Origin of the sequence: Shewanella mangrovi, assembly GCF_000753795.1 — a bacterium.
Lineage (GTDB): Bacteria > Pseudomonadota > Gammaproteobacteria > Enterobacterales > Shewanellaceae > Shewanella > Shewanella mangrovi.
This window is the reverse complement of the sequence record NZ_JPEO01000004.1, coordinates 202,388-227,019: the sequence shown is the minus strand read 5'-3', so window position 1 is coordinate 227,019 and position 24,632 is coordinate 202,388. Positions and strand designations below refer to the sequence as shown.

General features: G+C 50.0%; 20 protein-coding genes. 1 reads left to right on the top strand and 19 read right to left on the bottom strand.

What is annotated here, in order from left to right; translation table 11 throughout:
* Nucleotides 1–20 precede the first annotated feature (20 nt).
* From HR45_RS08445 to HR45_RS08360, 19 genes are all read right to left on the bottom strand, one after another.
* The gene (locus HR45_RS08445) at nt 21–977 is read right to left on the bottom strand and encodes a diguanylate cyclase domain-containing protein (protein WP_052074611.1); all 957 of its coding nucleotides are present in this window, start codon (nt 975–977) and stop codon (nt 21–23) included.
* Nucleotides 967–5,472 carry a hybrid sensor histidine kinase/response regulator gene (locus HR45_RS08440; RefSeq protein ID WP_037441861.1) on the bottom strand — a complete coding sequence of 1,502 codons (4,506 nt, stop codon included), beginning with the start codon at nt 5,470–5,472 and terminating at the stop codon, nt 967–969. The genes HR45_RS08445 and HR45_RS08440 overlap by 11 nt, the downstream gene beginning before the upstream one ends.
* A 492-nt stretch (nt 5,473–5,964) precedes the next feature.
* Nucleotides 5,965–6,282: a pyrimidine/purine nucleoside phosphorylase gene (gene ppnP, locus HR45_RS08435; protein WP_037441859.1), complete on the bottom strand. Its 318-nt coding sequence runs from the start codon at nt 6,280–6,282 to the stop codon at nt 5,965–5,967.
* 227 nt (nt 6,283–6,509) lie between these two features.
* The gene (locus HR45_RS08430) at nt 6,510–8,117 is read right to left on the bottom strand and encodes a GGDEF domain-containing protein (protein ID WP_081933427.1); all 1,608 of its coding nucleotides are present in this window, start codon (nt 8,115–8,117) and stop codon (nt 6,510–6,512) included.
* Complete coding sequence (locus tag HR45_RS08425; protein WP_037441853.1) at nt 8,074–8,511, bottom strand: type 2 periplasmic-binding domain-containing protein; 438 nt, start codon at nt 8,509–8,511, stop codon at nt 8,074–8,076. Before HR45_RS08425 ends, HR45_RS08430 begins: the two co-directional genes overlap by 44 nt.
* Nucleotides 8,511–9,668 (bottom strand): hypothetical protein, encoded by a 1,158-nt coding sequence (locus HR45_RS08420; protein WP_037441850.1) that lies wholly within the window; start codon nt 9,666–9,668, stop codon nt 8,511–8,513. The genes HR45_RS08425 and HR45_RS08420 overlap by 1 nt, the downstream gene beginning before the upstream one ends.
* Before the next feature lie 289 nt (nt 9,669–9,957).
* Complete coding sequence (locus HR45_RS08415; RefSeq protein ID WP_037441848.1) at nt 9,958–11,949, bottom strand: alpha/beta hydrolase family protein; 1,992 nt, start codon at nt 11,947–11,949, stop codon at nt 9,958–9,960.
* Nucleotides 11,950–12,107: 158 nt separating this feature from the next.
* Entirely contained in the window at nt 12,108–13,055 is a 948-nt protein-coding gene (locus HR45_RS08410; RefSeq protein ID WP_037441845.1) for a ketopantoate reductase family protein, read from the bottom strand.
* A 178-nt stretch (nt 13,056–13,233) separates the two neighbouring features.
* Complete coding sequence (locus HR45_RS08405) at nt 13,234–13,554, bottom strand: hypothetical protein (RefSeq protein ID WP_037441843.1); 321 nt, start codon at nt 13,552–13,554, stop codon at nt 13,234–13,236.
* A 102-nt stretch (nt 13,555–13,656) separates the two neighbouring features.
* Entirely contained in the window at nt 13,657–14,487 is an 831-nt protein-coding gene (locus HR45_RS08400) for a peptidylprolyl isomerase (RefSeq protein ID WP_037441841.1), read from the bottom strand.
* A complete protein-coding gene (locus HR45_RS08395; RefSeq protein WP_052074610.1) occupies nt 14,460–14,966 on the bottom strand; it encodes a nitrogen fixation protein NifZ in 507 nt (168 codons plus the stop codon). The genes HR45_RS08400 and HR45_RS08395 overlap by 28 nt, the downstream gene beginning before the upstream one ends.
* A gap of 18 nt (nt 14,967–14,984) precedes the next feature.
* Nucleotides 14,985–15,260 carry a nitrogenase-stabilizing/protective protein NifW gene (locus tag HR45_RS08390; protein WP_037441837.1) on the bottom strand — a complete coding sequence of 92 codons (276 nt, stop codon included), beginning with the start codon at nt 15,258–15,260 and terminating at the stop codon, nt 14,985–14,987.
* Nucleotides 15,247–16,425: a homocitrate synthase gene (nifV, locus tag HR45_RS08385; RefSeq protein ID WP_052074609.1), complete on the bottom strand. Its 1,179-nt coding sequence runs from the start codon at nt 16,423–16,425 to the stop codon at nt 15,247–15,249. The genes HR45_RS08390 and nifV overlap by 14 nt, the downstream gene beginning before the upstream one ends.
* Before the next feature lie 39 nt (nt 16,426–16,464).
* Entirely contained in the window at nt 16,465–17,703 is a 1,239-nt protein-coding gene (gene nifS, locus HR45_RS08380) for a cysteine desulfurase NifS (protein WP_037441835.1), read from the bottom strand.
* Complete coding sequence (nifU, locus tag HR45_RS08375; protein WP_037441834.1) at nt 17,693–18,664, bottom strand: Fe-S cluster assembly protein NifU; 972 nt, start codon at nt 18,662–18,664, stop codon at nt 17,693–17,695. The genes nifS and nifU overlap by 11 nt, the downstream gene beginning before the upstream one ends.
* Nucleotides 18,665–19,162: 498 nt before the next feature.
* Nucleotides 19,163–19,600, bottom strand: a complete 438-nt coding sequence (locus tag HR45_RS08370; protein WP_037441831.1) for a hypothetical protein — start codon at nt 19,598–19,600, stop codon at nt 19,163–19,165.
* A 191-nt stretch (nt 19,601–19,791) separates the two neighbouring features.
* Nucleotides 19,792–20,391, bottom strand: a complete 600-nt coding sequence (locus tag HR45_RS08365; RefSeq protein ID WP_037441829.1) for a Fic/DOC family protein — start codon at nt 20,389–20,391, stop codon at nt 19,792–19,794.
* Entirely contained in the window at nt 20,381–20,539 is a 159-nt protein-coding gene (locus HR45_RS19535) for a hypothetical protein (RefSeq protein WP_187327376.1), read from the bottom strand. The genes HR45_RS08365 and HR45_RS19535 overlap by 11 nt, the downstream gene beginning before the upstream one ends.
* 485 nt (nt 20,540–21,024) lie before the next feature.
* Nucleotides 21,025–21,435, bottom strand: a complete 411-nt coding sequence (locus HR45_RS08360) for a hypothetical protein (protein WP_037441826.1) — start codon at nt 21,433–21,435, stop codon at nt 21,025–21,027.
* Nucleotides 21,436–22,136: 701 nt separating this feature from the next.
* Between HR45_RS08360 and HR45_RS08355 the strand changes: the two genes are divergently transcribed.
* Nucleotides 22,137–24,563, top strand: coding sequence for a glycoside hydrolase family 3 C-terminal domain-containing protein (locus HR45_RS08355; RefSeq protein WP_037441825.1), 2,427 nt, complete (start codon nt 22,137–22,139; stop codon nt 24,561–24,563).
* Nucleotides 24,564–24,632: the final 69 nt, after the last annotated feature.

Genomic DNA, 24,632 nt, shown 5'->3' with positions numbered 1-24,632 from the left:
TTAACGCGCAACTTGGCAGCTTATTCTGCCGCGGCTTCTGCACGATATAGGCTAGCGCGATGACGACCGTTTTGCTTACTTTGATACAAGGCCTCATCCGCATGTAACAGCAGCTGAGATGGGCTATTGGGCGCACTGGCGTCTATGCTGCTGATCCCGATACTGACCGTGACCACCTTGGCCGCGTCCGATGTTTCATGGGGAATTTGTAGCTGTTGTACCTGCCTCAGCACTTCATCGGCACATGCTTGCGCGCCTTCCGAATCGGTGAACGGCAATAAGCACGCAAACTCCTCGCCGCCATAGCGACAACAGAGATCTCCCGGACGTTTACACGCTTGCAGCAACGCTTGCGCTACCTGTTTTAGACAATCATCGCCAACGATATGGCCATAGTTATCATTGAAGCGCTTAAAGAAATCGACATCGATCATCAACAATGACAAAGGTCGCTGCTCGCGCTGACATAAGCGCCAGAGGTTCTCGAGTGCCTCATCAAAGCGGCGGCGATTAAATAATCCGGTTAAGCCATCGCGCAATGCCATATTGCGCATCCAGTCCATCTGCAGCTTTAAGGTCAGATGGGTCATCACCCGTGCTTTGACAATTAACGGATGAAATGGCTTGGTAATAAAGTCAACCGCGCCCACCGCAAACCCTTTTGCCTCAACTTTTGAATCATCCTCTGCGGTCACAAAAATCACCGGGATATCTTGAGTTGCTTCATCATTCGTTAACGCCTTACACACTTGATAACCATCTAAGTCGGGCATCACGATGTCGAGTAAAATCACATCCGGACGGTATTCCTTGGCCTTTTTAATCGCACTGGCGCCATTGGTTGCCATCAAGACTTCAAAGTCATCTTTAAAGACCTCATTCAATGCACGAATATTGATAGGCTGGTCATCGACGACCAACAATACGGGGCGTAATCCATCGCGAAAATACTGCTTAACCAATGTGTCACGCTTCATATGCACTCCAAAGTTCAGCCAAGCACAGCAACGCCTGCTCAAACTCCAAGTTTTCGGTCAACTGCTGCAATTGTGATAATTGTGGCGCCAACGCCCCGTCTAATCGTTCCGCTAATTGCTCGACCAGCTCAATGGCTTTCATATTGCCGGCTTGCAGACAACTGCGTAATTCTGCCACTAACACCTTGAGCGGCGGAGACGTCGCTGCCTGCTCATCATTAACCTCCTTGTTGGACTGATGTGCTTGCATTAACTCGTGTAGATCTTGGTACTCTTGCTGGGCGAGCAGTGCAAATGCAGCAACAGCGCCACCTAACAAGCTGGCTTTGTCTTGCTCGGCAGCATGTTTGAGCGCGCTTTCTTTGGCCAGAATCGCATCATAAAGCTCCGTTAATCCCGCGGTACCAGCACTGCCTTTCATCGTGTGCAATGTGGTTTGCACTAACGCCCACTGATGCTGTTCAGATGCGACCTGCAACGCCTGCAGAAGCTGTTCAAATGAACGCTTAAAACTCTCAAGTAACTTAGCGTAGAGTCGTTGGTTACCGCCAAAGCGCTGCAATATCTGTGTCAGCCGGTCATGTTCCTGCCGCTTAATCGTCGGCTTTTTGTCTGCGCGCTGGCAGCTTGTTAGCCGCTGAATTGTCGCCACAACTTCGGGAAAATCCAGTGGTTTAGCGAGATGCGCGTTAATGCCTGCGGCTAAACAGCTATCACGATCCTGTTGGCTGACATTGGCCGTCATCGCCACAATAGGCAGCTGTTTGAAGCGTTCATCCTGTCGTATTAAGCGGGTGGCGCTGAGGCCATCCATCTTCGGCATCTGCATATCCATCAGCACCACATCAAAATCTTCACCGTATTCACGCACCTGATGTAACCCCTCCAGACCGTCTACCGCCAGCGTCACTTTTGCGCCTTCGCCACTCAACAGTTCCATCGCCACCGCTTGATTAAAGCTGTTGTCTTCCACCAGCAGAATGTTCAATCCCGTTAATCCCTCGCCCCAGTGATCTTCCACGAGCGCTAATGGCTTAGGGTTAATGCCATAAAGCACATCGGTCACCGCTTGCGCCAATTGAGCACTGGTCACGGGTTTCGACAGCACTAAATCAATGGGGCAGCTTTCACTCAAACTCGGGAGGTCTTCATGGTTGGCGGCGCTGATCAAAATAAACTTAGGTAAAGCACTTGGCGCCAATTGCTCGAAAGCACTTTCAGCCACGGCTAATCCGTCCATCTTCGGCATTAGCCAATCGAGCAGCACACAATCATAGGGCTCACCGGCCATTTCGGCCTGACGTAGCTGATGCAAAGCCGCCTCACCATCAGCCACCGCATCCACGCGGGCATGTAACCGTTCGAGTGACGCCGTCGCTAACGCCCGCGCCATATCGTTGTCATCCACCACCAGCACTTTTGGCTGCCCTCCCAGTTGCTGGGGTTGCCAGTCAATCTCATGGTTGATGGCTAAGGTTAAGTCGAAATAGAAACAGCTGCCTTCTCCCAAAGCACTTTTCAGCTGCAGCTCACCGCCCATCAGCGCAATTAAACGCTTGCTGATCACCAGACCCAAACCTGTACCACCAAAGCGGCGGGTGGTTGACGCCTCTGCCTGAATAAAGCCCTCAAAAATACGCTGTTGCTGTTCTGGGCTGATGCCGATGCCGCTGTCGGTGACACTCAACTCAAACGTCACCTGCTTTGCTGTCAGCTGCTTGACCTTAAGCCGGACGACCACTTCACCCTGCTCGGTAAACTTAATGGCATTGCTCAGCAGATTAATCATTACCTGCTGCAACCTCAGTTCGTCCCCCATTAAATGCGGCGGTAAGCGCTCATCAAAATCAAATAACAGCTCTATTGGCTTGTCGCGCAAACTGCTGCTCATCACCACCGCCAAATGTTGCATTAAAGCATTAAAATCAAATGGATGAGGGTCTAATTCCAGTTTGCCTGATTCAATTTTTGAGTAGTCTAAGATATCGTTAAGCAGCTCAAGTAACGAGGTAGCTGCAATGCGTGCCTTGGTGACAAAATCGTGCTGTTTCTGCTGTAACGGTGTTTTCAGCAGCAGTTGCAACATACCAAGTACCGCATTCATCGGCGTGCGAATTTCATGGCTAACATTGGCAAGAAACATCGATTTTGCGGCATTGGCGGCATCGGCGCTATCTTTTGCTTCAATCAAACGTTGGTTGAGCAGACGTTGCTCAGTGATGTCGATATTGATACCGATCATTCTGAGTGGTTGCCCCTCGGCATCACATTCAATGGTCGCCGCCCCTTGAATATAGCGCTCGGCACCGTCTTCTAAACACGCGCGAAACGCCACGTCATATTCCACATTCTCCTCTGACGCGGTATTCACGACTTCGAGCACATGTTCGACATCATCCGGGTGCAACATTGCCGCCCAACGTTCAAATGTCATCGGCTCGTCTGTCGCTTGCAGATGGTATATCTCATACATCTTGTCGTTCCAAACGACCGAGTAGTCACCGTATTCGATTTGCCAGATACCCAAGCCTGCGGTGCGTGAGGCGGTGATCAGAGTTTGGGTGGTTGCCCACAGTTTATCGTTCGCCGCATTCAACGCGGCCTTAGCGGCTTTTTCTTTGGTCACGTCAGATGCGATACCAAGATAACCAATAATGCGCTGCTGTTCGTCACGCATAGCATTAACCACTAGACGAATCGGGAAAGTGTGGCCATCTTTGGCAATGTAAGTCCACTCCTGATACTCCGCTTGATCGCTCGCCAAGTTCCTCGCTTTAAAAACAAACACATCGAAGCCCGCAATAGGTTGACCAAACTCAGCACTTAGCACTTCAGCACGCGCATTCACCTCTTCAGCAACGTGAAAGATGATCGGGGTTTCGACATCGACAATGTCGACCGCACGGTAGCCCAACATCCGCTCGGCACCATGACTAAACAGCCGAATCACACCTTCGGTATCGGTCGCGATGATGGAAAATTCAGAGGCGGCGGAAATGACGGTTTCAAACAGCAGATTCAATTCGGCTAATTCGGCGGTACGCTGTGCGACTTGCTGCTCTAGGTTGCTGTTAAGCTCACGAATCTTGGCGTCAGCGGCTTTTTGCTTTGAAATGTCGCGCATGGTTTTCGACACGCCAACCACCTGAGCGTCTTCGGTAAAAATCGGCGACAGTGTGCATGACACGGGAATTTCATGACCATCCTTATGGTGCCGCACACTCTCTAAAATCTCGACCGTTTCTCCCTGACGGAGCTTGGTCAGAATGCTCTCTTCCTCGGCATACAAGCGCTTAGGCAAAATCAGCTGTTTCAACGGTCGGCCAATCGCCTCTTGAGCGCTGTAACCAAAGATTTTTTCCGCGCCACTATTCCAGCTCATCACCATGCCGTCTATCGTCTTGCCAATAATGGCGTCAGCCGAACTCTCAACAATGGCGCGTAGCTTTGTCTGTTCTTGGGCTAAACTGCGTCGACTGGTTGAATACACATTAAATAGCAGGATGGCCAGCATTCCCAAGGCGGTGAAGATAATGCCTAAGGCCGCCGTCATCGGAACTGAAATAAGCTGCAGGCGACTGAGATATTTTGGCGTAACCCCAGCATGGAAGCGCCAGTTACGTCCCAAAATGGCGATATCCCGCTCAATGGGAAACAGTCCGTCAGAGTTACCTATGTGGTAAAACGGTTGAGGGTTATTAGCCAAATCGCTGATTTGAAAGTCCAATAAACTTGGGTCTGGGGCGATATCACCTAGAACATCATGGAGCTCCAATGGCGCAATCAACCAGCCAAAGCAGGCCGCAGCACGTGCTTCCTCAGTTACCGGAATTTGCCCGCCACGATACACAGCCAAAAAGATAACAAACGAGTTTTGCGCCTTCGTTTGGTCAAGCTTGAGTTCTATCGGCACCGTCATGCGCGCTTCACCGCTCAGCATGGCATCAATCGCGGCGGCGCGGCGCCTTGGTTCAGAGCCAAGATCTAACCCCACTACGGCATGGTTCGTGCTGATTTGATAAGGCTCCATGTATTGCAAAATAAAGCGTTCTTGCGGGTTGGCGGCAAACTCCTGAAGGGTAAAGTCATCATTTCTATCGGCACGTGCATCGTCAAGAAATGCAGCCACATCCTGCTGTGGCACTCGCCGCACAAAGCCAAAGCCACGACTGCCGGGAAATCCTTGTTCGAGGTCAAGGGTAAGCCCAAAACGATAGAAGTCTTCATGGGTCACGTAGCGACCACCACCAACCAACACCGCGGTACGCGCTTCCTGCACGCCATAGACATAGAGAGAGAAACGCTCAGCAACGCGTTTAAATAATGGCAGAACGTTTTCGTGGATCGAATTTTCGATTTGTTGATGATTGGTTTTATCAACTGTTTTACAGGCAAGAATCGTCAGTATCCCGCCCAACAATAGAATGATGAACCCCCATTTTTGCTGCAGTAACGGAAGACGTTTGCGCGTTGAAGCCACTGACTTATCTACCATGCATTACCGTCCCAGAGTTACCAAGGCACTATGGCTGATGTTAAGCAGCCTTCAACACTGATGAATCGCGTCACGCCACAGTATTAACCTGCTAGAGGACGGATAACCTGTTGTGGTCATTAAAATTTACTGAGTAGAGGCTGGCGTTACTGCTCAACATATTGTTTAACATCGATATTATTCATTCTCGATGTAACCATGCCTGTCGGACTGCTCACCACTCCAAAGCCAGCCGGCTGATCGCCAGATGCTTCAGCAAAAATCAAAGCCGATTAAGAAGTTATAGCACAGGAAATATTGTTGAGCCCGCCAGTTACTGGCAATAACGCTATGGGAAAGTCATTTAGGTTAGGCAGCCACGATAACAGACGCCAGAACGTCTCTTTAACCATGCAAAATCGATTAAAGAGACAGCAGATATCGGCCAATAAACTTGCATCAGTCTGTGCAATGGTCCGTCAAACATTGGGCCACGCCACTGAATGCCAGCAATTAGGCCGCCAGATAGGAACAACAGTAATCGGTAACTTGGTAGATTTTCAGTTTAAAACTGGCATTGGCTGGCACATTAAAGCTTTCTCCACCGACCACTTTTTGCCAGCTGTCGCTGCCCGGTAGCAGAATCTCTAAGTCCCCAGCAGCGATCTCCATCAGCTCCGCCGCATCAGTGGCAAACTCATATTCGCCCGGCAACATAATCCCCAAAGTTTTGACACTACCATCGGCAAAGGTCACCTTACGGCTGGTCACCTTGCCATCAAAATAGACATTGGCTTTTTTCGTGATAGAAACGTTCTCAAACTGCGACATGCTGCCCCCTGCAAACACTAAGATAAAAGAAAAATTGTCGTCGCAGAGTGTGCAATGTTTTTATTTAAAAACCAATAAATTTTCAACATATCGCAACTATAAATATTGATTGCATACACTAAAGACAAAAAAAATGATGATATATCAACACATCCACTATTTATCTTAGGCCATGTATCAGCATCAGCCCATCTCTAAGTATCACCGGCACAAAGCCAACGGCTCACTTACACTATGCTGTCCGTCGGCTGCTTTTCCGCGATATGGTAATCGCCTTTACCAGCATGTTTGACCTTGTACATTGCAGCATCAGCACTCTCAATCAGCTGCATTAACTCATAGCCATCCACACTGGATTGACTCACGCCGATACTGGCACCAACACTCACTTTAATGTCGCTGCTGATTTCAATGGGAATAGTAAACAGCCGCTGAATATCGTCAAGAATGATGCTCAGCCGCGCCAGATCATCGAGCACAAACGCCACCACAAACTCATCGCCGCCCCAACGGGCAATGATGTCATCAGCACGCAATACGCTCAGCAGCCGAGAACCAATCACCTTTAACACCACATCGCCAGCATCATGCCCGTGCTGATCGTTAACCGGTTTAAAATCATTGAGATCCAACAACGCCAGAATGAAATGACGTCCATGTTGCTTAGCGTAGTTCAGTTGTTCTTTAAAACGTTGCTCGGCGCCGCGGCGGTTATACAGGCCGGTCAGCGCATCATGGGTAGCATTGTAGGCGAACACTTTTTCTTGTTTGGCGCGATCCGATATGTCGTACGCCACCAATTCGATGAAGCGATTTAAGTTGCCATGTTGCTCTTCCACCAGCGAACACAGCACCCGCACCCAAATATCCTTGCCACGTTGCAAACAGAAGTCTTTGAACACACTCGCTTGGTCAACCCGCACCTGATTCAACATATCTTCCAGTTCATATGGATCGGCAAATAACTCAGGCAGATAAAACTGCCCTGAAATTTTGTCAGCGTCTGCGACCACAAATAGCCGCTCAAATGCCGCGTTGGACAGGAACACCTGATTGTTGCGGTTGATTAATGCGATACCCGCATTTGAGTTTTCAAAAATCATGCGAAATTGCCGTTCCAGCGTGGCAATTTTCAGGTTCTTCGCCGCTTCATCACAATAAAGGCCATGGATTTTCTGAATGAGTTGATTGGTATGATTGGCTAAAAATGCAATCTCATCGTTACCGGAAACCTGTATCACCTGCTCCGGCATATCGTTGCCCAACTTAACCTGTTGTATCTGGTTCATCAGCGTCCGTAGCCTTTGCACCACAAACCATCTAAAGATAAACAACATGCACAGCAAGATGATCAGCAGCAATCCGAGTTGCCATGCCACTAAAAACAGGCCATCAGAACGCGCCTGTTGTGCAATCACATTTTGATTCAGCACAATGTCAATCTTGCCAACGGCTTCGTCACTAAAATGGCTGGGCAGTATGAATGATGTCGCGGCGTCATTGCTAGGCTCGCCGAGATGTAAGCTTTCGCCCGAAGATAAGGTGAGCTGCACGTACGCAATGACTGGCGCATTTTTAAGATCGCTCATGATCTCTTGCGCCAGATCTTTATCATTGAGATAAGCAGCCGTAGAGGCCGGTTTTTCGATCAGTTTAACTAGCCGTTCGACCCGTAACTCTGCCGCTTGTTGCACTTCGTTTAATACATGGCGATAGCTGATAAAGCTGGTAATCGGAATAAACACTGCGGCCACCACTAAGATGGCCAGCATCACCTTAAAATCAACCCGACTAGTTAGCCATTGAGATAACGAAAAGAACTTTAACCTCTTCATTCATTGCTCCCGCTGGTATATAGCCGATAGCATTCGGATTCTGCGAAATAAGTTGCAGCATATCGTTTTCACTTGCGACCTGCATTGGCGGAGTGGCGCGACCACTAAACATCAAACGTGCCCAATAGGCATTAACTTCCGGCAAACTCATGTTCACCAAGGCGTGGTAAAACTGCTGCCGCAGTGTAGAACTCCCCGGTGCATCTAGTTTCAGAACTGCGGCCCCCGACGGAAAATAGGGTGAGCGTCCCATAAACAGATCTGTCAGCTGTTGTTTGGTTAACGCTTTGAGTGGGTTCTGTTTATTCACCACCACATACAAGTCTTGGCTCGCCGCCGACGGCAACGCCAACAACGCCAGACAACACCCCAAAATAGTGATTAATTTTCTCATCAGAACACAAAACTCACACTGAGGGTCACGGTGTTGACCTGTTCATCCGGCGTTGATGTTCCGTCATTTACGGTCCATAACATGGCTTTACCTTCGGTCACCCAACTGTGATCCCACTGCAATTTCAACGCAGTGTTACTGGCGACGTCCCACCTAACCCCTAAAGATGCGGTGCTCTGACGAATATCGACGCTATTAAAGGCAGCCTGGGAATAGCTGAACAAGGGTTCAGGTACCAGCGGATTCACCTGATAGTTTGCCGACAGCGTGCGAATATGCCCGAGCAACCCAAAAGCTGATAGATGGTCAAAACGTCTCACAACGCCGGTATAGGCCGCCATTGTCTTAGGTAAGAGGTGCTCCTGACTGTCCAGCAACGATGCTTCTGCCAGCCATGTCCATTGCGCTAGACGATAGCTAATGCCAGAGGTGTAATACTGAGTCGCATTATCTATTTTGAGCGCCTCAATAGTTTCAGCGACTGCAGGATAAGCAGCGTAAAGCGACAACGCATCACGCAACTGCCCCATTCTGGCATTGCCGACATGGGAGAGTTTGGTATAGAGGTAGGCTGCTTTAAACGTTAATCCGCCTTTTTCAAAGTGAACCGCCGCGCCCCAAAATGGGGAAAGGTCAAAATCACTGTCAGAGGTGGAATAAACAAAGTGACTATCTGATTTGCCAAAAAACACTTTCGTACTGAGGTAGCCATCCGCAACCTGCGAACGGTAGTTAACTTCGACACCATCAAAATGATAAAAGGGAATCGCACCATAAAATTCGACTGGCGGACGCACCCAATCGTAGGCATACCCCACATTGCCGACATCGCCAATCATGGTTAAGTCGCTGCCAACCCGCCCCAGCCTGATACGCCAGTGATTGTCGGGCTCATAACTTAAATACGCCCACTCAACCGACTCCCCCAGACCGTTATCAACCCGGTCTTTACCAACTAATTGTACTGTTGCCTTCAGCCGCTCACTCAACTGCATATCCGCCTGCAATCCGAGTACCGAGTCAGTGCCCAGTTGCCACTGCTGCATCTTGCCCCGTTGCGTCAGATCACGACGAAAACCCAGAATATCGGAGTCGGAGTAGGCGCTACTCAGCGTACCAAAACCGCGAAATTGGACATTATCTATGGTCGCAGCCATTGCAGGCGCAATGCAGCACACATTGCCAAGCAATATCCCAGTCAACCAATGAGTCCGAAAAAGCTGCGTTATCTGCATCATCACCCTTTATCAGCATAAACTCTCTTTTTATAAAACTAATAAGCTGACTTTATTGAATTTTAAGAGAATCGTTTTGGTTTCCCTATTATAGAAAATGCATAAAAAAAAGCGTAACAGTAAGCAAATTTTTCAGCATAATTTTTGCCTACTGTTAACACTTTATCTTTTGGTATGTTTCGCTTAGCGCAACTAGCGCACGCAGCCCCGTTTAATGGGTGCTTTGCACCATCGGCGCGTTTAACTGCTGGGCCAGAAAATCGATAACACTTTGATATAAAATCAGTAAACTATCCGGCTGCTTATCTAACTCATCGACATTAATCAGCGTGACGGGCTTATGTAAATCCTGCAATTCATCAGCAAAATCGTCCAGTTGCCCATAACGCTTACGGTCACCTTGGCGGCTGCCAATCAGCATTACTGCGCCATCGACTTTATTGACTAAGTTGATCGGAGAGTAGCGCTTCAACATCTGCTCATCTTTGTCAGGATCGCCAATACGATCATAAATAAATTTCTGCCGCAGCTTGTCGCTATCGTAGTAATCTTCCTGCTGGTCGATATAATCCGCCAGATCGGTAATACCGGAAAAACTCACGGCACAACGGTACAAATCAGGCGATTCAATCACGCCCATTAATGCCGCGTAACCACCGTAATCCCAACCGACAATACACGCTTGTCCTTTGCGTACAATGCCTTGGCGTAATAGTGCTTGCACGCCATCGTCGAGGTCTTGCTGCATCAACTGTCCCCACTGACGATAACCGGCTTGCTCAAACGGCAAGCCATAACCTGTAGAGCCACGATAATTGGGCAACATTACGATATAACCACGAGTCGCCAACATCTGCGCAAACATGTTGTATTGCAGGCCAATGTTACTTTGCGGCCCACTGTGCGGCAGCATGATCAGTGGATATTGCTGTTGTTGTTGATAGTCTGGTGGCAGCAATAACAACGAGTGAATTTTTTGCTGATCGCGGCTGAGGTAATCAAAGGTGGCGGAAAACCCGAGCGCCTTGGTCGATTGCTTGGAAAAACCGTAGTTGATCAAGCGCAGTTGCTTTTTCAGTTGGTCGTAGAGGTAATACATCGGAGGCGTTTCGGTATTGGAAACCGCTAACACCATCAAGGCACCATCATCGGTCACCGATGTAAAACGCAAATCCAGATTGGGTAACTGTGCTGTCAGTGCGTCTCGCCGTTGCTGCGCCACAGGATCAAACAATTTCACGACGGGCGTATCGTCATCAATGATGTAACCATTAATCTCATAACTGCCGTTATCAAACACCGGCGCCAGAATGTCGTGTTGTGGATCCTCGGCAAGTACCACTTCTTTATTTAAGTCGGGATCAAACGCGGTGAGCTGATAGAAACCTGTTTCAGGGTTACGCTTGCGATAGACAAACAAACCTTCGTAGTTCCCCACTAAATCATCGAGATCGCTGTTGTCTTCTTCATCGAGATCAATCGTGAGTTTTTCCTGCCAATCTTTATCGACATATTCAAACAGCTGGATTTCTTTCGCGACGGGCAGATAGTCGACTCTGAAGAAAGGGTCACCATTGTGATCGGACATGAAGGCATAGGTAAACCGCGTTCCCTTGGCGACCTTTTCGGCACTGCCGTCGTAGATATTTACCTTATACAGACATAAGGTGTTATGGGAATAAGCGGTCATCATCAGATGCTTGGGATCTTCGCGCAGTAAGTTGCGAATGTTCGTCACGCTGCGATTGAATGACAGCTTAGTGTCGCCCATCAATACCGTAGGATTTTTAAGATCGGGGTCGATCGCCACTAAGCGATCGAAACTATAAAACTCATCAGGATTGAAATCGGCCTTAGTGGCGGCCTCCTTGACGCTGCTGATTGTAAACGGCACCCGCATATTGATCAGCAACCGCGACTTATTGCCCCATTTAATGCCGATGGGGCGCTCAATATTACTGCCAAGGCGCCCCACTACTGGCCATTTTGGCTGCGTCATATCACGTACCGTGACAAACCGAGCCTTATCGCTGTCGCGATACCAGAGCTGCGCTAAGTAATGCCCATCAGGCGAGATGGCGGCATCAAGATGATCTTGTGGAGTAATAAAGTCTTTAATGGTGGGAACGTCGCTTGCGGCAACAAAAAAGGTCTGCAACAACAAAGAGAGTGTTACCAGACGTAGTAGTCCTGCCAAGTTCATGAAAAGTCCTTTTCGCGCAGTCGCTGCGCAACATGAAAGTGTTCGCAACTACTATGACCTAAGCGCCTAGCGCTAGCAACTCACAAACTGGAAAATGCCTAATAGTTCAAACAGTTCTGTGCAAGATTTACAAAATCACCAGCGCGATGGATGAACGGCTAATGTGGCGCAACCGCATTAAGCAGCAAACTTTGGATCAGCTCAGTGGTCAGCGCGGGTTGGCCTGCGGCTTTGCATTCACGGATCACCGGTCCACAGATGTCATCAATCTCCATCGCCCGTCCTTTCAGCCGATCGACCAACATCGAGGTCTTAATCGCATCAAAGCCGCAGATGAGTTGGTACATCTCGTCAATATCCTGTTCAGTGAGGTGAACCCCCGCCGCATTCGCTGCCCGCCCGGTTTCTTGCATCATGCTTTTCACCGTTTGAGTAAATACCGGATGTTGCGTCACCTCTTGCGTATTCAGTAATGTCAGTGCCGTCAGCGGATTTACACCATTATTGATCACTAGCTTGCGCCACAGCGCATAACTGACGTCATCGTAGAGTGCGTTAGGAATATTGGCTTCGGTGAATATCTGCGATAACAGCCCGAGTTCGGTTTGCAGCGCAGGATTTTCCTGTGTATTTGGCCAGGCGCCAAAATCCACATGAGCGATACCGGTTGCTTCCACGCGTCCCGGCGCAAGAATATGCGCGCCAATCTTCACCGCTAAGCCGCCAACGGTGCGCGCTTTACCAATCACTTCGGCAATATGGGCTTCGTTATCGACGCCATTTTGCAGCGATAACACTGGCAACGCAGGATTAGCGCTGAGCCACGCCTGTAACTGCTGCATCATCGGCAAGGTGGCACTGCTCTTCGCTGCCAGCAACAACCAGTCAAAATCACTGGCGCGATAATCACTGATTAATCCCTGAATATCGGTCGCTTCCACCGCTTGCTGAAAGGAGAATTGTGGATGTTCCACATTGAGTCCCTGTTGCTGCAGCGCCAACAGATGTTCACCGCGCGCCACCAGTAACACTCTGTGCCCTGCCGCCAATAATCTCGCAGCGTAATAACAGCCAATGCCACCAGCACCTAACACCACAAATCTCATCGTCTCGCTCCTTGAATGCTCACTGCGACACCATAGCACTATTTTTGTGCAGTTTTGCCATGGCGTACCGCATTTATGCCATCTTTTACTTGGTGCAGCTTGTTGTTATCTCGATGAAAAGCAACAAACCCATTAGGGAAGCACAGCAACTGAGAACGAGAGTGTTAAGACGTTTACATCAGCAAAATAGCATCAGTGCGATAACGGATATAGACTGCGCGCCAATACCAAGCGTCAGCGCAATGGCAATGCCCATTCCCGCTTTTTTCGCGTCCGTTTGCTGTTTAAAAGGATCATCCAGCCATGCCAGCAGGCGATTGTGTTTGAGGGGGCGGTAACTCACCGCCAATAGCAGATAAAGCAGTAACGGCAGTGCATTCAGCGCGATCAGCTGCCAATAACTCAGGGCGAATTGATTTAACCAAAGCGGTAACCCAATTGGGATCAATAGCCCGAACAACAACAGATACCAAAACGGCGCTTCGGTCCAATACTTCAAACTCACCACTCCTACTACAACGCTCTGCCAACTATGACAAGTTACGAGATGCGCAGCCTAGCACGAGCGGTTTTCGATACCAATAGCCAAGGAGTGACGGCGCTAGTGTGCCAGCAAACTATTCAGCCACTGCTTTTGCAGATAGGTTCTGGCGCGCTCACTATGGCGCTGCTCTAGTAGTGGCAACACCTCTTCAAAGCTGGCAGCTTTGGCCGGTTTGTATTGATGCCAACGCACCAAGTGAAAACCCAGTGCTGTTTCTATCGGCTCGCTGAGTTGCTCCGCCGCTAAGCTTGGCAATGCCGCGGCAATTTCGGGGTAGAGTTTATTCTGCTCACACCAACCGAGAAAGCCTTGCTCCATTGCACTTGGACATTCTGAATATTGCAGTGCCAGTTTGGCAAAATCTTGTGTCTGAGCCAGATGGCGCACCTGACAAATACGTTTTAGCACTGCTTTACGGCGGTTTTCCGGGTAGTCATTGTTGACGGTAATGAGGATTTGGCTGAGTTGCCAAATCGCTGCCCGCGAGAATTCTTGTCGATGGCTGTCAAAATACGCCCGCGCTTGCTCAATGGCTAACGGCGGCACATCACAGCTCACCCGTTCCATCACTAATTCACACAGGAGTTCATCGTAAAGTGCTGAGCGCAGCCCATCACGATGCAGCCCCTGATTTTCCAGCGATGCTAAAAAGCTGCTCTCACAATCGAACTGAGCTAAACAGTTATCCCATGCCTGACTCAGTTGCGTGGCAGACACGGTCACACCCGCCGCTTCCTGGCTGTGGATAATCGCCTGTTGCAGGTGCAGCAAGCGCTCGACCTGTTGTGTCACTTGGCGTTGTTGCTCAGCATCTAAAAACTCAGGATTGAGCTTAAACATCTCTGTGGCGACTTTTGCCGTCAAATAGCGGCGCTTTTGCGTCTCCATCGACTTCCCTCTTCTTCTGGTGGAACATCTTCCAGCGCCCGAGCAGGCACTTGTACTTCGTTGTCGGCAACCTTGATGGTGAAACTCAACTCACCGCTAGTAAGATCGCGATCAATCCAGGTCACCTGCACCCGGTCGCCTTTGCGCGCCAGCAGCTCACCTTGGCTGGCCAACGACAGGGTTAATTGCGCAAAATCCAACATACGGAAACGACAAGGGGTGAACGGTAAACTGGCATCAATCACTTCGGCATCGCGCAAGCCCACCAACTGGCCGGTTTCCGGAAAAAACACGTCATAGATGATCTGGTCTTGCAGAAACCAACCATGTTTACGCACAATGCCAATGTCACCTTCAGCAACAATCAGCTCACCTTTTTCGATGCCGAAAAAGCTGCCATCGTTGCGCACATTGCGCACCACCCGCACTTCTGCACCGGGTGCAAAACGGACATCTTCGTTGAACATAAGCTCATCCATCTGCGTGCCTCGCGTTAACTACACATCACAACCGCTACACGTGCCACACCCCATATCGGCAAACGCCAATTCCTGGCCAAGCTTGATGCTGCCATAGGCAATCCGCACCGCTTTCCGATAATGCTCTAGCGTCAACGGTGGATCGTAACGCTCCAATACACCGTGATATAAGCGCAGCAGCTGCACCCGTTTGGTTTGCACCACTTCCGGGTCATACTTCACCTTAAAGAAGTCGAGAAAATCTTCTGCGGTTTGCAGATGCTCCGGCAGTACGTCTGTATCAGTTGCTTCCATAATCTTCTCCTACTGGGCAATTGATGATGGCGACCGATTGCGCTAGTGCCCGCAGCGCGACCTCATCCGGACTACATTTGTGTGTTTCCGACCACTGCCGCAATGTTGCGCGCAGCAGTTGGCATTGCTGTTCATCGAGTTCGATACCGAGGTTGCGATACACAGTGCTGATGGCGCTGATACCTGAATGTTTGCCCAACACCAGCGTATGCTCGCGTCCCACTAACGACGGCGAAAAGCCTTGGTAGTTATTGATGTCTTTGAGTAAGCCGTCGATATGGATGCCAGATTCATGGGTAAAGACGCCGGCACCGATAATCGCTTTTTGCAGCGACACTTGACGTCCGGAGGCTTGCAGCGCGTATTGACAAATCAGTGGCAGTTGCAGCAAATCAATGCCAGTGTCCGCTTTGCTAAGCACATTGAGTGCGACCACCACTTCTTCCAGCGGTGCATTGCCCGCACGCTCGCCAAGGCCATTGGCGGTGGTATTAATGGAGGTAGCGCCAGCATCAATTGCGGCTAAGGTGTTAGCGGTTGCCAGCCCCAGATCATTGTGGGCATGCATCTCAATCTCGAGCTCGCTATGACGACGCAGCTCGCCGATCATCTGTTGCGTTTTAAATGGCTCCAGAATGCCGAGCGTATCGGCAAAACGAATACGGCTAGCCCCTGCACGCTCGGCCACCTCGGCCACAGACAACAAGAGATCCATATCGGCACGGGACGCATCTTCCATGCCGACGCAGACCTTAAAACCAAAATCGAGCGCTTGTTTCACCAAGCGGTCGGTACGGGCTAATACGTGTTCGGGCGTGCTGTTGAGTTTGCTGCGGATCTGTTGCCGCGACACAGGTGTGGACAAATCCACCCAATCTAGACCGAGGTTGAGCGCCTGACTGATATCGAACTCAGTCATGCGGCACCACGCCATCGTCTCCGTGCTATTGAGCTGACTAGCACGCAGCGCGGCGGTAATCGCCTGTATGCTATGCTGCTCTTGCGCACCCATTGCCGGAATACCGATTTCCAGCTCGGGGACGCCCGCAGCTTGCATCATCAACGCCAACCGCACTTTTTCCTCGGTGGTAAACGCCACGCCGGGGGTTTGCTCACCATCGCGTAGTGTCGTGTCGTTAACGCGGACAAAGGGTCGCTTATTCATGCCGGCCACCTCTTTCTTGCTACCTGAATCATTGGCCGCCTAGGCGTAGGCCGGGGCAAACATTTCGCTGGAACCGCAGTTGGCGTCGTTATCCCAATATGGCGATAACATACGCAGCCGCGCCACAATAGCGGGCAGTTCGGCCAGTACCGCATCAATATCATCATCGGTCGTAAAGCGTGACAGCGAGAAGCGCAGCGTACCGTGGGCCGCAGTGAACGGAATGTTCATCGCCTTCATCACGTGTGAAGGTTCGAGCGAGCCCGAGGTACAGGCTGACCCCGATGAACAGGCAACGCCGACTTGGTTAAGCATCAGCAGCAGCGCCTCACCTTCGATATATTCAAAGGCAATGTTAGTGGTGTTCGCTACGCGTTCTTGTGGATTGCCCGTAACAAAACAGCTGGGAATACGCGCCAACAAACCTTGTTCCAGCCGATCACGCATCATAGATTGCCGCGCAGTTTCACCAGCCATTGCGTGATAGGCAATTTCCGATGCCATACCGAGCCCGATAATCGACGCCGCATTTTCGGTACCGGCGCGGCGTCCGCGTTCCTGATGACCACCGCGTAGCAGTGGCCGAAAACGCGTACCACGGCGCAGATACAAAGCACCGACACCTTTCGGCGCATGAAACTTATGGCCAGAAATCGACATCATGTCGATATCGGTGTGCTGCACATTAATAGGGTATTTCCCGGCCACCTGCACGGCGTCGACATGCATCTGGGCGCCGACAGATTTCGCCAGTTTGGCCAGTTTTTCCACCGGAAACAGCGTGCCAGTTTCGTTGTTGGCCCACATGATTGACACCACCGCGACTTGCTCGCTGAGCGCTGCGCGAAACGCATCAATGTCCAAACGACCTTTATTATCAACGCCAATCCAGTGCACCTTATAGCCTTTACGCTCCAAGTGCTGACACAACTGCAGTGTGGCGGGATGCTCGACCACTGAGGTAATGATCTCTTTGCGATCGGGCATGGCTTCCACCGCCGACATAATCGCCGTCGCGGTTGCCTCTGTCGCACAGGAGGTAAACACCACTTCCGACGCATGCTCTGCGCCCATCAACAGCTGTACTTGTTCACGCGCCTTCGCCATTGCGTGGCCGACGGTGGCGCCTAGCTGATGAATCGATGACGGATTGCCATAGTAGTCGCTGAGAAATGGCAACATGGTTTCCAGCACTTGCGGGTCAATCCGAGTGGTGGCGTTGTTGTCCAAATAAACGGTTTTCGGCAGCGACTCAGTTTTCACGGCTTCATAGATCATAAGTGGCCTCCTTTTTCTCAGCTTCGTCATAGCTTGGTTGCAGCGGAAAGACGGTGACGGTTTCGCCCAATGCATCAGAAATTTTGATTTCGAGATTGGCCAACGTCAGACCGGAGAGACCACAGCCAGAGCAGTTACCCGACATGCTGACAAACACCAGATGATCTTCCACATCCACCAGATGAATATCGCCGCCATCGGCGTGAACCGCTGGGCGCACTTCATCAATCACTTGCTCAATAATCGCCTTGCGCTTCGCCAGCTCAGCATCATCTTCGCTGCTGCTCTCAGTGACCGCCTGAGGCTTACTGCTGGCTGCAATCTCAGGTTGTGGAGCAGCCACTTTAGCCTTAGCTTTGGCGACAGCCGCAACATCAATGCCAGCTTCCGCCATCTCTGCGAGCGCTTCATCCAGCACCCACTCGATTTTTTCGTGACAGGAGGTACAAGCCCCACCCGCTTTGGTGTAGTTGACCACTTCTTCGAGACTTTGCAGGCCGTTGGCTTTGACGACGCGTTTGATCATCAAGTCATCGATGGCAAAGCATTTACAGATCAGCTCACCCTCTTCATGGTCGTCTTCCAGCACTTCACCGCGATAGTTAGCCACCGCAGCGTGCAATGCTTCCATGCCCATCACGGAACAGTGCATTTTTTCTGGAGGCAGGCCGTCGAGGTAATCGGCGATCTCTTGGTTGGTGACTTTCAGGGCATCATCGATCGTCTTACCGATAATGATTTCGGTCAGTGCTGATGATGAAGCGATGGCACTGCCACAACCGAACGTTTGAAAACCGGCATCTTCGATGATTTCAGTATCAGGGTTCACTTTGAGGCTCAGGCTGAGTGCATCACCGCAACTGATGGAGCCCACATCGCCGCGTGCGTTGGCGTCGCTCACCAATTTAGCGTTCTTCGGATTGAAGAAATGCTGCTTCACTTTCTCTGAATAATCCCACATATGTTGACTCCCTAACCTGTTTGACGGTGCTATACGCTTGTCGCTGACAAGCTGTGCCGATTTGTCATTGGTCTAGGGGTCAGTGCAAATGGCGCACCAGCCGCTGTAATTTATTTACATTTTGATAACTGATTGAATAAATGCGATATTCGTCAAAGTTTTTGGCCTATGCCAATGAAGGAATTGCGCGATAAATCATGCTTGTCGCGATTTTGTACCAAAGCAGACAATTTTGTTGGTTGTCACTTTGTCGGACACCCAACAATCTGCTTTAGCCAGCAAGAAGCATCAGCAGTCACTCATTTAAAAATCGCTAACGAGAAGGGATGTGCATTGATGACTATTAAGCAAATGCGAAGGTTTACTGGAGATTGAACGAGAGATTTGCGCCAATCACGAGATTCCGTTTTTGGAGACAATAACTGACAAAATCCATTTTGCCACCACAGCGACTTAGCACGCTGAGTGCTAAATCAGCCGTGATAACTCTGCGCCGGGTTAGCCTTTTAACCCCTGAATGGTCGGTGTATCGACTTTTAACTGGTCAAATTTAAAATGTTTATCCGTCTGCTGACCATCGGCGTCAGTGTTCATAATGGTAAGTTTGTCGTCATTGGCCGCGAATGTCAGGGTGTTGTCCGCGGGGGTATTTTTCCACGGGCCTTTTTCGGTGGCCCACAACACTTTTGTTCCCTCTAATTTGCAGCGGTAAATATCGCGCTGCCAATCATCGTTCTCATAGTGGGTTAAATACACCACCTTGCCATTCACATCTTCCACATTAAACAGCTTAGGGGCTTTATTCAGTGCCGTTGCGACACTGGCGCGGCAGATTTCCGCATCGGTGAATTGTCCTTTCACACTGTCGCCGCATCCTGCCAACAACATGGTGAATAAAACGGGTGAGAGAGTTAATACTGAAGTTCGAATAGCCATGCATCCTCCACTAGCTACAGCAATGAAGCGCTTAATGGATAATGGGGGCAGACAACTTCACTGCAGAAAATAAAACGAGGTTTCAGTGTGTGCCTTCAAGGATAAAAAATAAACCATCACAACATGCATTTTTGTTAATGTTACAGACAAAATAAATAACATATTGAATTTAAATTATTTTTAATAGAAGGCTAGTTATCGAGTGGGGTAATGCTCTGCTCAAAAATATCAATCAGCGGCCCAAGGTCCAGATGTACCCCAGCAATATTCGCCTCCACCCACTGCTCTTTGGTGATGTGCGGCCAATGCACGTCGAAGCCCAAACAAAACAACAACTCTTCAAAAAAGAAGCGCTGGGCGCGGCCGTTACCCTCACGAAACGGGTGCAGCAAATTGATCTCACAATAGAGATCGGCCACAGCTTCAAACAGGGTTGAAGAATAGCTAAGCGTGGTCAACGACGGGATTTGTGCAAACAACTTTTCCGCTTCCGGCTGAATGCGGTCGCAGTGACAAAAACGGGTACTGCCTTTGGCGATATCGACGTCGCGGATCTCACCCGCCCACAGATAGATATCCTGAAACAGATAGCGGTGCAGTTCGCGTAAATGGTGAAAGGTAAAGTCATTGATATGGCGTTCTGGCGCTTGGTAGCAACGGTAACGCTCGGCGGTGAATGCCGCCTCCGCTTCGGCGAGAACTTCCGCGTCACGAATATGCAGCAGATTGATCAGTACATCAGTACCGGGATAACAATATTTGTCTTGAGCTACCCCGTACTTATCTCGCATATTTCCGCTTTAGCTCCGCGATTGATAGGTTTTCATCGGCCTTTTTAAGCGCTAACCCTTCATACGTCAGACTCGTTTTATAGTTTTCCATCTTCGGCGTAAATTTTGGCTTATCTTGTGGTGTTTTTGCCATAGCGTTCGATGTCATATGTCCTCCCGAAACAGCCTAAATTATACGCAATAAAGCGGGGTTTTGTCATCAGGCGAACGGTACAAAGACAGGCCGAGCAATAACTGCCACGATGCCAGCACCGCCAAGGAAACGGCGAAACATCGTGGAACGATGACGCCTTTTAGCGCTGGTAGTTGTCACCCTTAGCGACTGCCGGGAGATGATCAGGCCAACCGCCTGTGAAGGACAAGCGTGTGTCGTCAGTACTACGGTCACTATCGCCGCCTATTCCGCTAGATTTGCTGTTGACGAAAATCCTGCTGCTAAGCGTTGTCCGGACAATGAAAGGGGACAAAAAAGGCGCAATGCGAGGCTCAGGTGAAAGCATTGACCGAATCGATTGCTGCCCACCAGCAAACGTAATTCGCAGACGGCGCTAACTTCGCGCGCGCAAAAAATTAAAGGTGCACTCATAAGTGCACCTTTAACACGTCATCTATCTGCGCATGGGCCGTCAATCATTAAGATTGAGAACCCCTGATTTCTGATAATTTATATTGATTGGTCAGCTCACCTTTATCACTTGCTTCAGTGATGGTCAGCTGGTTAACTGCAGACGCAAAAGAGATTTGGCCTTGGTTTTGGTTCTGCCAATCGCCTTTGTTTGGCGCCCACAACACGTGGTTGCCATCCAACTTGCAGCGATACAGATCGCGACTCCAATCATCGTGATTGGTGTAAGACACATAGATTAACTTGCCACTTTTATCGACCACATCAATGGTAGAAATATCTTGTTGCAGGGCTGTCGCCATACTTGCTCTGCAGATGTCGGCTGCAGAAAACTTGTTTTGAACTTGATTACCACAGCCGGTAAGCGCCATCGCTACAACTAATGGTGAAACTGCAACCAGAACTTTACCTAATGTCATATATCCTCCGAATGCCAACCCCAATTGGCTTAAGAACATAAGAAATATTGCCCGTTTTGTGAGTTTGTCTGCGCCCCCACGGCACAGACATTGTGGCAACATGGCATTTCACTCGCCCTTTGTTCGGAAAATCCTGTCATCTCGTACCGTTTAAACGGCGTAAATCGATACAAATGCCATATCGCATCAATAACTTAGATGCGCACTTATCTGCCACCTCAAGTGTGGCTGCATTAGGCGCCTTTTTCCAAAGCCAAACCGCGAAATGGGTCACTTCTAGACCAATGGCTAATACACAGGGAGGAGTTTTATTAAAAAATTGTGAACGGAATAGCGAATATTAGAATGACGTGAAGTGCGTCGATAAAAATTAGGACAAAAACTCTAGATATTCAGCGAGTTGAATTTGAATTACTGCATCACTTTATCCCATGATTTTGCCTCCGTCAGTGCCAATCTATAGCCAAGTGCAGCAGTAAATAGCGCGCTTTGAAACAAAATGGCAATTGTTACCGTAGGAATTTGTAACTGTTTATTGGATTGGCCTGCTCACCAAAATAACGTGCTACAGTGGCACTACATCATCAATCATTGATATTGATGATGTCGCAATACCATTCGCACTTCGGCAATTACCATAATAATTACATTGCCGACTTCATTAACGATGTAGCTGATCCCATCAGCAAATGGAGTGTAACTTGTCTCAATTTAAGAAGAGCCTTACCTGCGCTGCGGTCGCGCTGGGTATGGCAAGCCAAACAGGTTTTTGTATGGAAACGGACACAGCCCCTACAACACAACCACAAAGCAGCCAATATCAGCAGACTGAAAACGCCTACCGCCAACAAGCCAAGGCGTTACTGGCCAAGATGTCGCTGGATGAAAAACTCGATCTGCTCGCAGGCCCGGGTATGGATCTCACCACCTACGCCGGTAATCCCGCCAAAAATCTCGATCCAAAACTCGCGGTTGAAGGCGTAGCCGGTTATATCAATGGTGTGAAGAACAATCATATTGATATTCCCGCTATCAAACTGGCCGATGGCCCTGCTGGCCTGCGCATCAAACCGACCCGAGACGGCACCGAGCAAACCTTTTACGCCACCAGCTGGCCGATTGGTTCACTGCTAGCATCAAGCTGGGATACCGACATGGTTGAAGCCGTGGGCAAAGCCGAAGGCGATGAAGTGAAACGCTACGGCGTCGATTTTCTGCTGGCACCGGGGATGAACATTCAGCGCAACCCGCTACTTGGCCGCAACTTTGAATACTATTCAGAAGATCCCGTCATCGCCGGTAAAATGGCCGCCGCGTTAGTGCGCGGGGTGCAATCTAACGGCGTTGGCGCCACCATCAAACACTTTGCCGCCAACAACGCCGAAACCAACCGTTTCTTCAGTGACTCAATTGTTGAGCCACGGGTGCTGCGCGAACTCTATCTGCGCGGCTTTCAAATCGCGGTGACAGAAGCGCAACCTTGGGCGGTGATGAGCTCTTACAACCTGCTTAACGGCAAATACACCGGCCAACGTAAGGACTTACTCACCGACGTACTACGCAACGAATGGGGCTTTAACGGCTTAGTGATGTCAGACTGGTTCGCCAGCAACGTCTACGGCTTAGCCACTGACTTTAAACGTTATATCACTGATGCCGACCATCACTCCGCTGCCATGCAGATCAAAGCTGGTAACGATTTGATTGAGCCAGGCGGCTTAAAAGACGATCTGCAAGCGTCCTACAAAAGTGGCGAGCTGACCGATGCCGACATCGACCGCAGCGCGCTGGCGATTTTGACCCAAATTCAAAAAACGCCTTCATTTAAACATTTGCCGTATGACAACAATCCAGACTTAGACGCCCATGCCAAACTGGCGCGCCAAGCGGCGGCGGATGGCATGGTGTTGCTGAAAAACGCCGCCCACGCATTGCCGTATGCTGCGGGCAGCAAACTGGCCTCGTTCGGTACCGTACAAATTAATACCCTCAAAGGCGGCACCGGCAGCGGTGAAGTGAACTCAGCCCAAGCCACCACCATCGCTGAAGGCTTGGCAGAGCAGTTTAAAGTCAATCCACAAGTGAGCGCCTACTATCAAAGTTACTGGCAGCAAAACAAGCACGACCAACAAGGCTTGCTGAGCAAATTCCCGATGGCGGAAGAACCTGCCGTGGCCGGCAACAGCGAGCTACAACAGCTGATCGCCAATGCCGCTAAAACCGATGATGCCGCCATCTTTACCATCGGCCGCCAAGCAGGCGAAGGCGAAGACCGCACCAACAGCCGTGGCGATTACCTGCTGAGCGAACACGAGTTAGCATTGATTGATGCGGTATCTAAAGCATTCCACGCACAGGGCAAAACCGTCACTGTGGTGCTCAATATCAACGGCTTGGTCGATACGCATGAATGGCAGGATAAAGTAGACGGCATTTTGCTGGCCTACATGGGCGGCCAACAAACCGGTTATGCGGTGGCGGATCTGCTCTCAGGCAAGGTCAACCCAAGCGGCAAATTGGCGCAGACCATTCCGGTGCAATACCAAGATGTGCCATCAGCGAAAGGCTTTCCCGGCCAACCGGATAAACACAATCCTGACATGAACATCGTCAATTACGACGACGGCTTGTTGGTCGGTTATCGCTATTACAGCACTAAAAAACAACCGGTGGCGTATCCGTTTGGTTTTGGTTTGTCGTACACCCAATTTAGCTACGGCGATATCAAAGTCAGCCACAACAGCCTTAACCAACAAGGTGCGGCCGGCGAGCTGAGCGTCAGCGCCACCATCGCCAACAGCGGCAAAGTGGCCGGTAAAGAAGTGGTTGAACTGTACGTGGCCGCGCCGCAAACCAAACTCGCTAAACCGGCGTATGAGCTAAAAGCCTTTAGCAAAACCGCGTTGTTGCCAGCCGGTAAAAGTGAAACCGTGCAACTCAAGGTCACATCGCAACTGCTAGCCAGCTTTGATCCAAGCCGCGACGAGTGGATTGTTGAAGCCGGAGATTATCAGCTGTACGTGGCGCCATCAGCTGATGTCAGCAAGGTCAAACCGCTAACAATCCATGTGGATAAAGAGATTGTGGTTTCGCACACCACCCATGGCGCCTTAGCCATGGTGAAGTGATGCAACATAATCACGAATTGGGAAAATAGTCCCTAATTGGCAAACCAAAAGAGCAACACAGGTTGCTCT

Excerpts from the sequence above, each read along its gene's own strand:
- HR45_RS08420 (WP_037441850.1), bottom strand. The coding sequence starts at position 9,668 with ATGGCTGCGACCATAGATAATGTCCAATTTCGCGGTTTTGGTACGCTG.
- HR45_RS08410 (WP_037441845.1), bottom strand. The coding sequence starts at position 13,055 with ATGAGATTTGTGGTGTTAGGTGCTGGTGGCATTGGCTGTTATTACGCT.
- HR45_RS08445 (WP_052074611.1), bottom strand. The coding sequence starts at position 977 with ATGAAGCGTGACACATTGGTTAAGCAGTATTTTCGCGATGGATTACGC.
- HR45_RS08370 (WP_037441831.1), bottom strand. The coding sequence starts at position 19,600 with ATGGCTATTCGAACTTCAGTATTAACTCTCTCACCCGTTTTATTCACC.
- HR45_RS08425 (WP_037441853.1), bottom strand. The coding sequence starts at position 8,511 with ATGAGAAAATTAATCACTATTTTGGGGTGTTGTCTGGCGTTGTTGGCG.
- HR45_RS08430 (WP_081933427.1), bottom strand. The coding sequence starts at position 8,117 with ATGAAGAGGTTAAAGTTCTTTTCGTTATCTCAATGGCTAACTAGTCGG.
- HR45_RS08395 (WP_052074610.1), bottom strand. The coding sequence starts at position 14,966 with ATGGATGAGCTTATGTTCAACGAAGATGTCCGTTTTGCACCCGGTGCA.
- HR45_RS19535 (WP_187327376.1), bottom strand. The coding sequence starts at position 20,539 with ATGACATCGAACGCTATGGCAAAAACACCACAAGATAAGCCAAAATTT.
- HR45_RS08360 (WP_037441826.1), bottom strand. The coding sequence starts at position 21,435 with ATGACATTAGGTAAAGTTCTGGTTGCAGTTTCACCATTAGTTGTAGCG.
- nifV (WP_052074609.1), bottom strand. The coding sequence starts at position 16,425 with ATGAATAAGCGACCCTTTGTCCGCGTTAACGACACGACACTACGCGAT.
- nifS (WP_037441835.1), bottom strand. The coding sequence starts at position 17,703 with ATGATCTATGAAGCCGTGAAAACTGAGTCGCTGCCGAAAACCGTTTAT.
- HR45_RS08440 (WP_037441861.1), bottom strand. The coding sequence starts at position 5,472 with ATGGTAGATAAGTCAGTGGCTTCAACGCGCAAACGTCTTCCGTTACTG.
- HR45_RS08390 (WP_037441837.1), bottom strand. The coding sequence starts at position 15,260 with ATGGAAGCAACTGATACAGACGTACTGCCGGAGCATCTGCAAACCGCA.
- HR45_RS08400 (WP_037441841.1), bottom strand. The coding sequence starts at position 14,487 with ATGGAGACGCAAAAGCGCCGCTATTTGACGGCAAAAGTCGCCACAGAG.
- HR45_RS08415 (WP_037441848.1), bottom strand. The coding sequence starts at position 11,949 with ATGAACTTGGCAGGACTACTACGTCTGGTAACACTCTCTTTGTTGTTG.
- ppnP (WP_037441859.1), bottom strand. The coding sequence starts at position 6,282 with ATGTCGCAGTTTGAGAACGTTTCTATCACGAAAAAAGCCAATGTCTAT.
- HR45_RS08365 (WP_037441829.1), bottom strand. The coding sequence starts at position 20,391 with ATGCGAGATAAGTACGGGGTAGCTCAAGACAAATATTGTTATCCCGGT.
- nifU (WP_037441834.1), bottom strand. The coding sequence starts at position 18,664 with ATGTGGGATTATTCAGAGAAAGTGAAGCAGCATTTCTTCAATCCGAAG.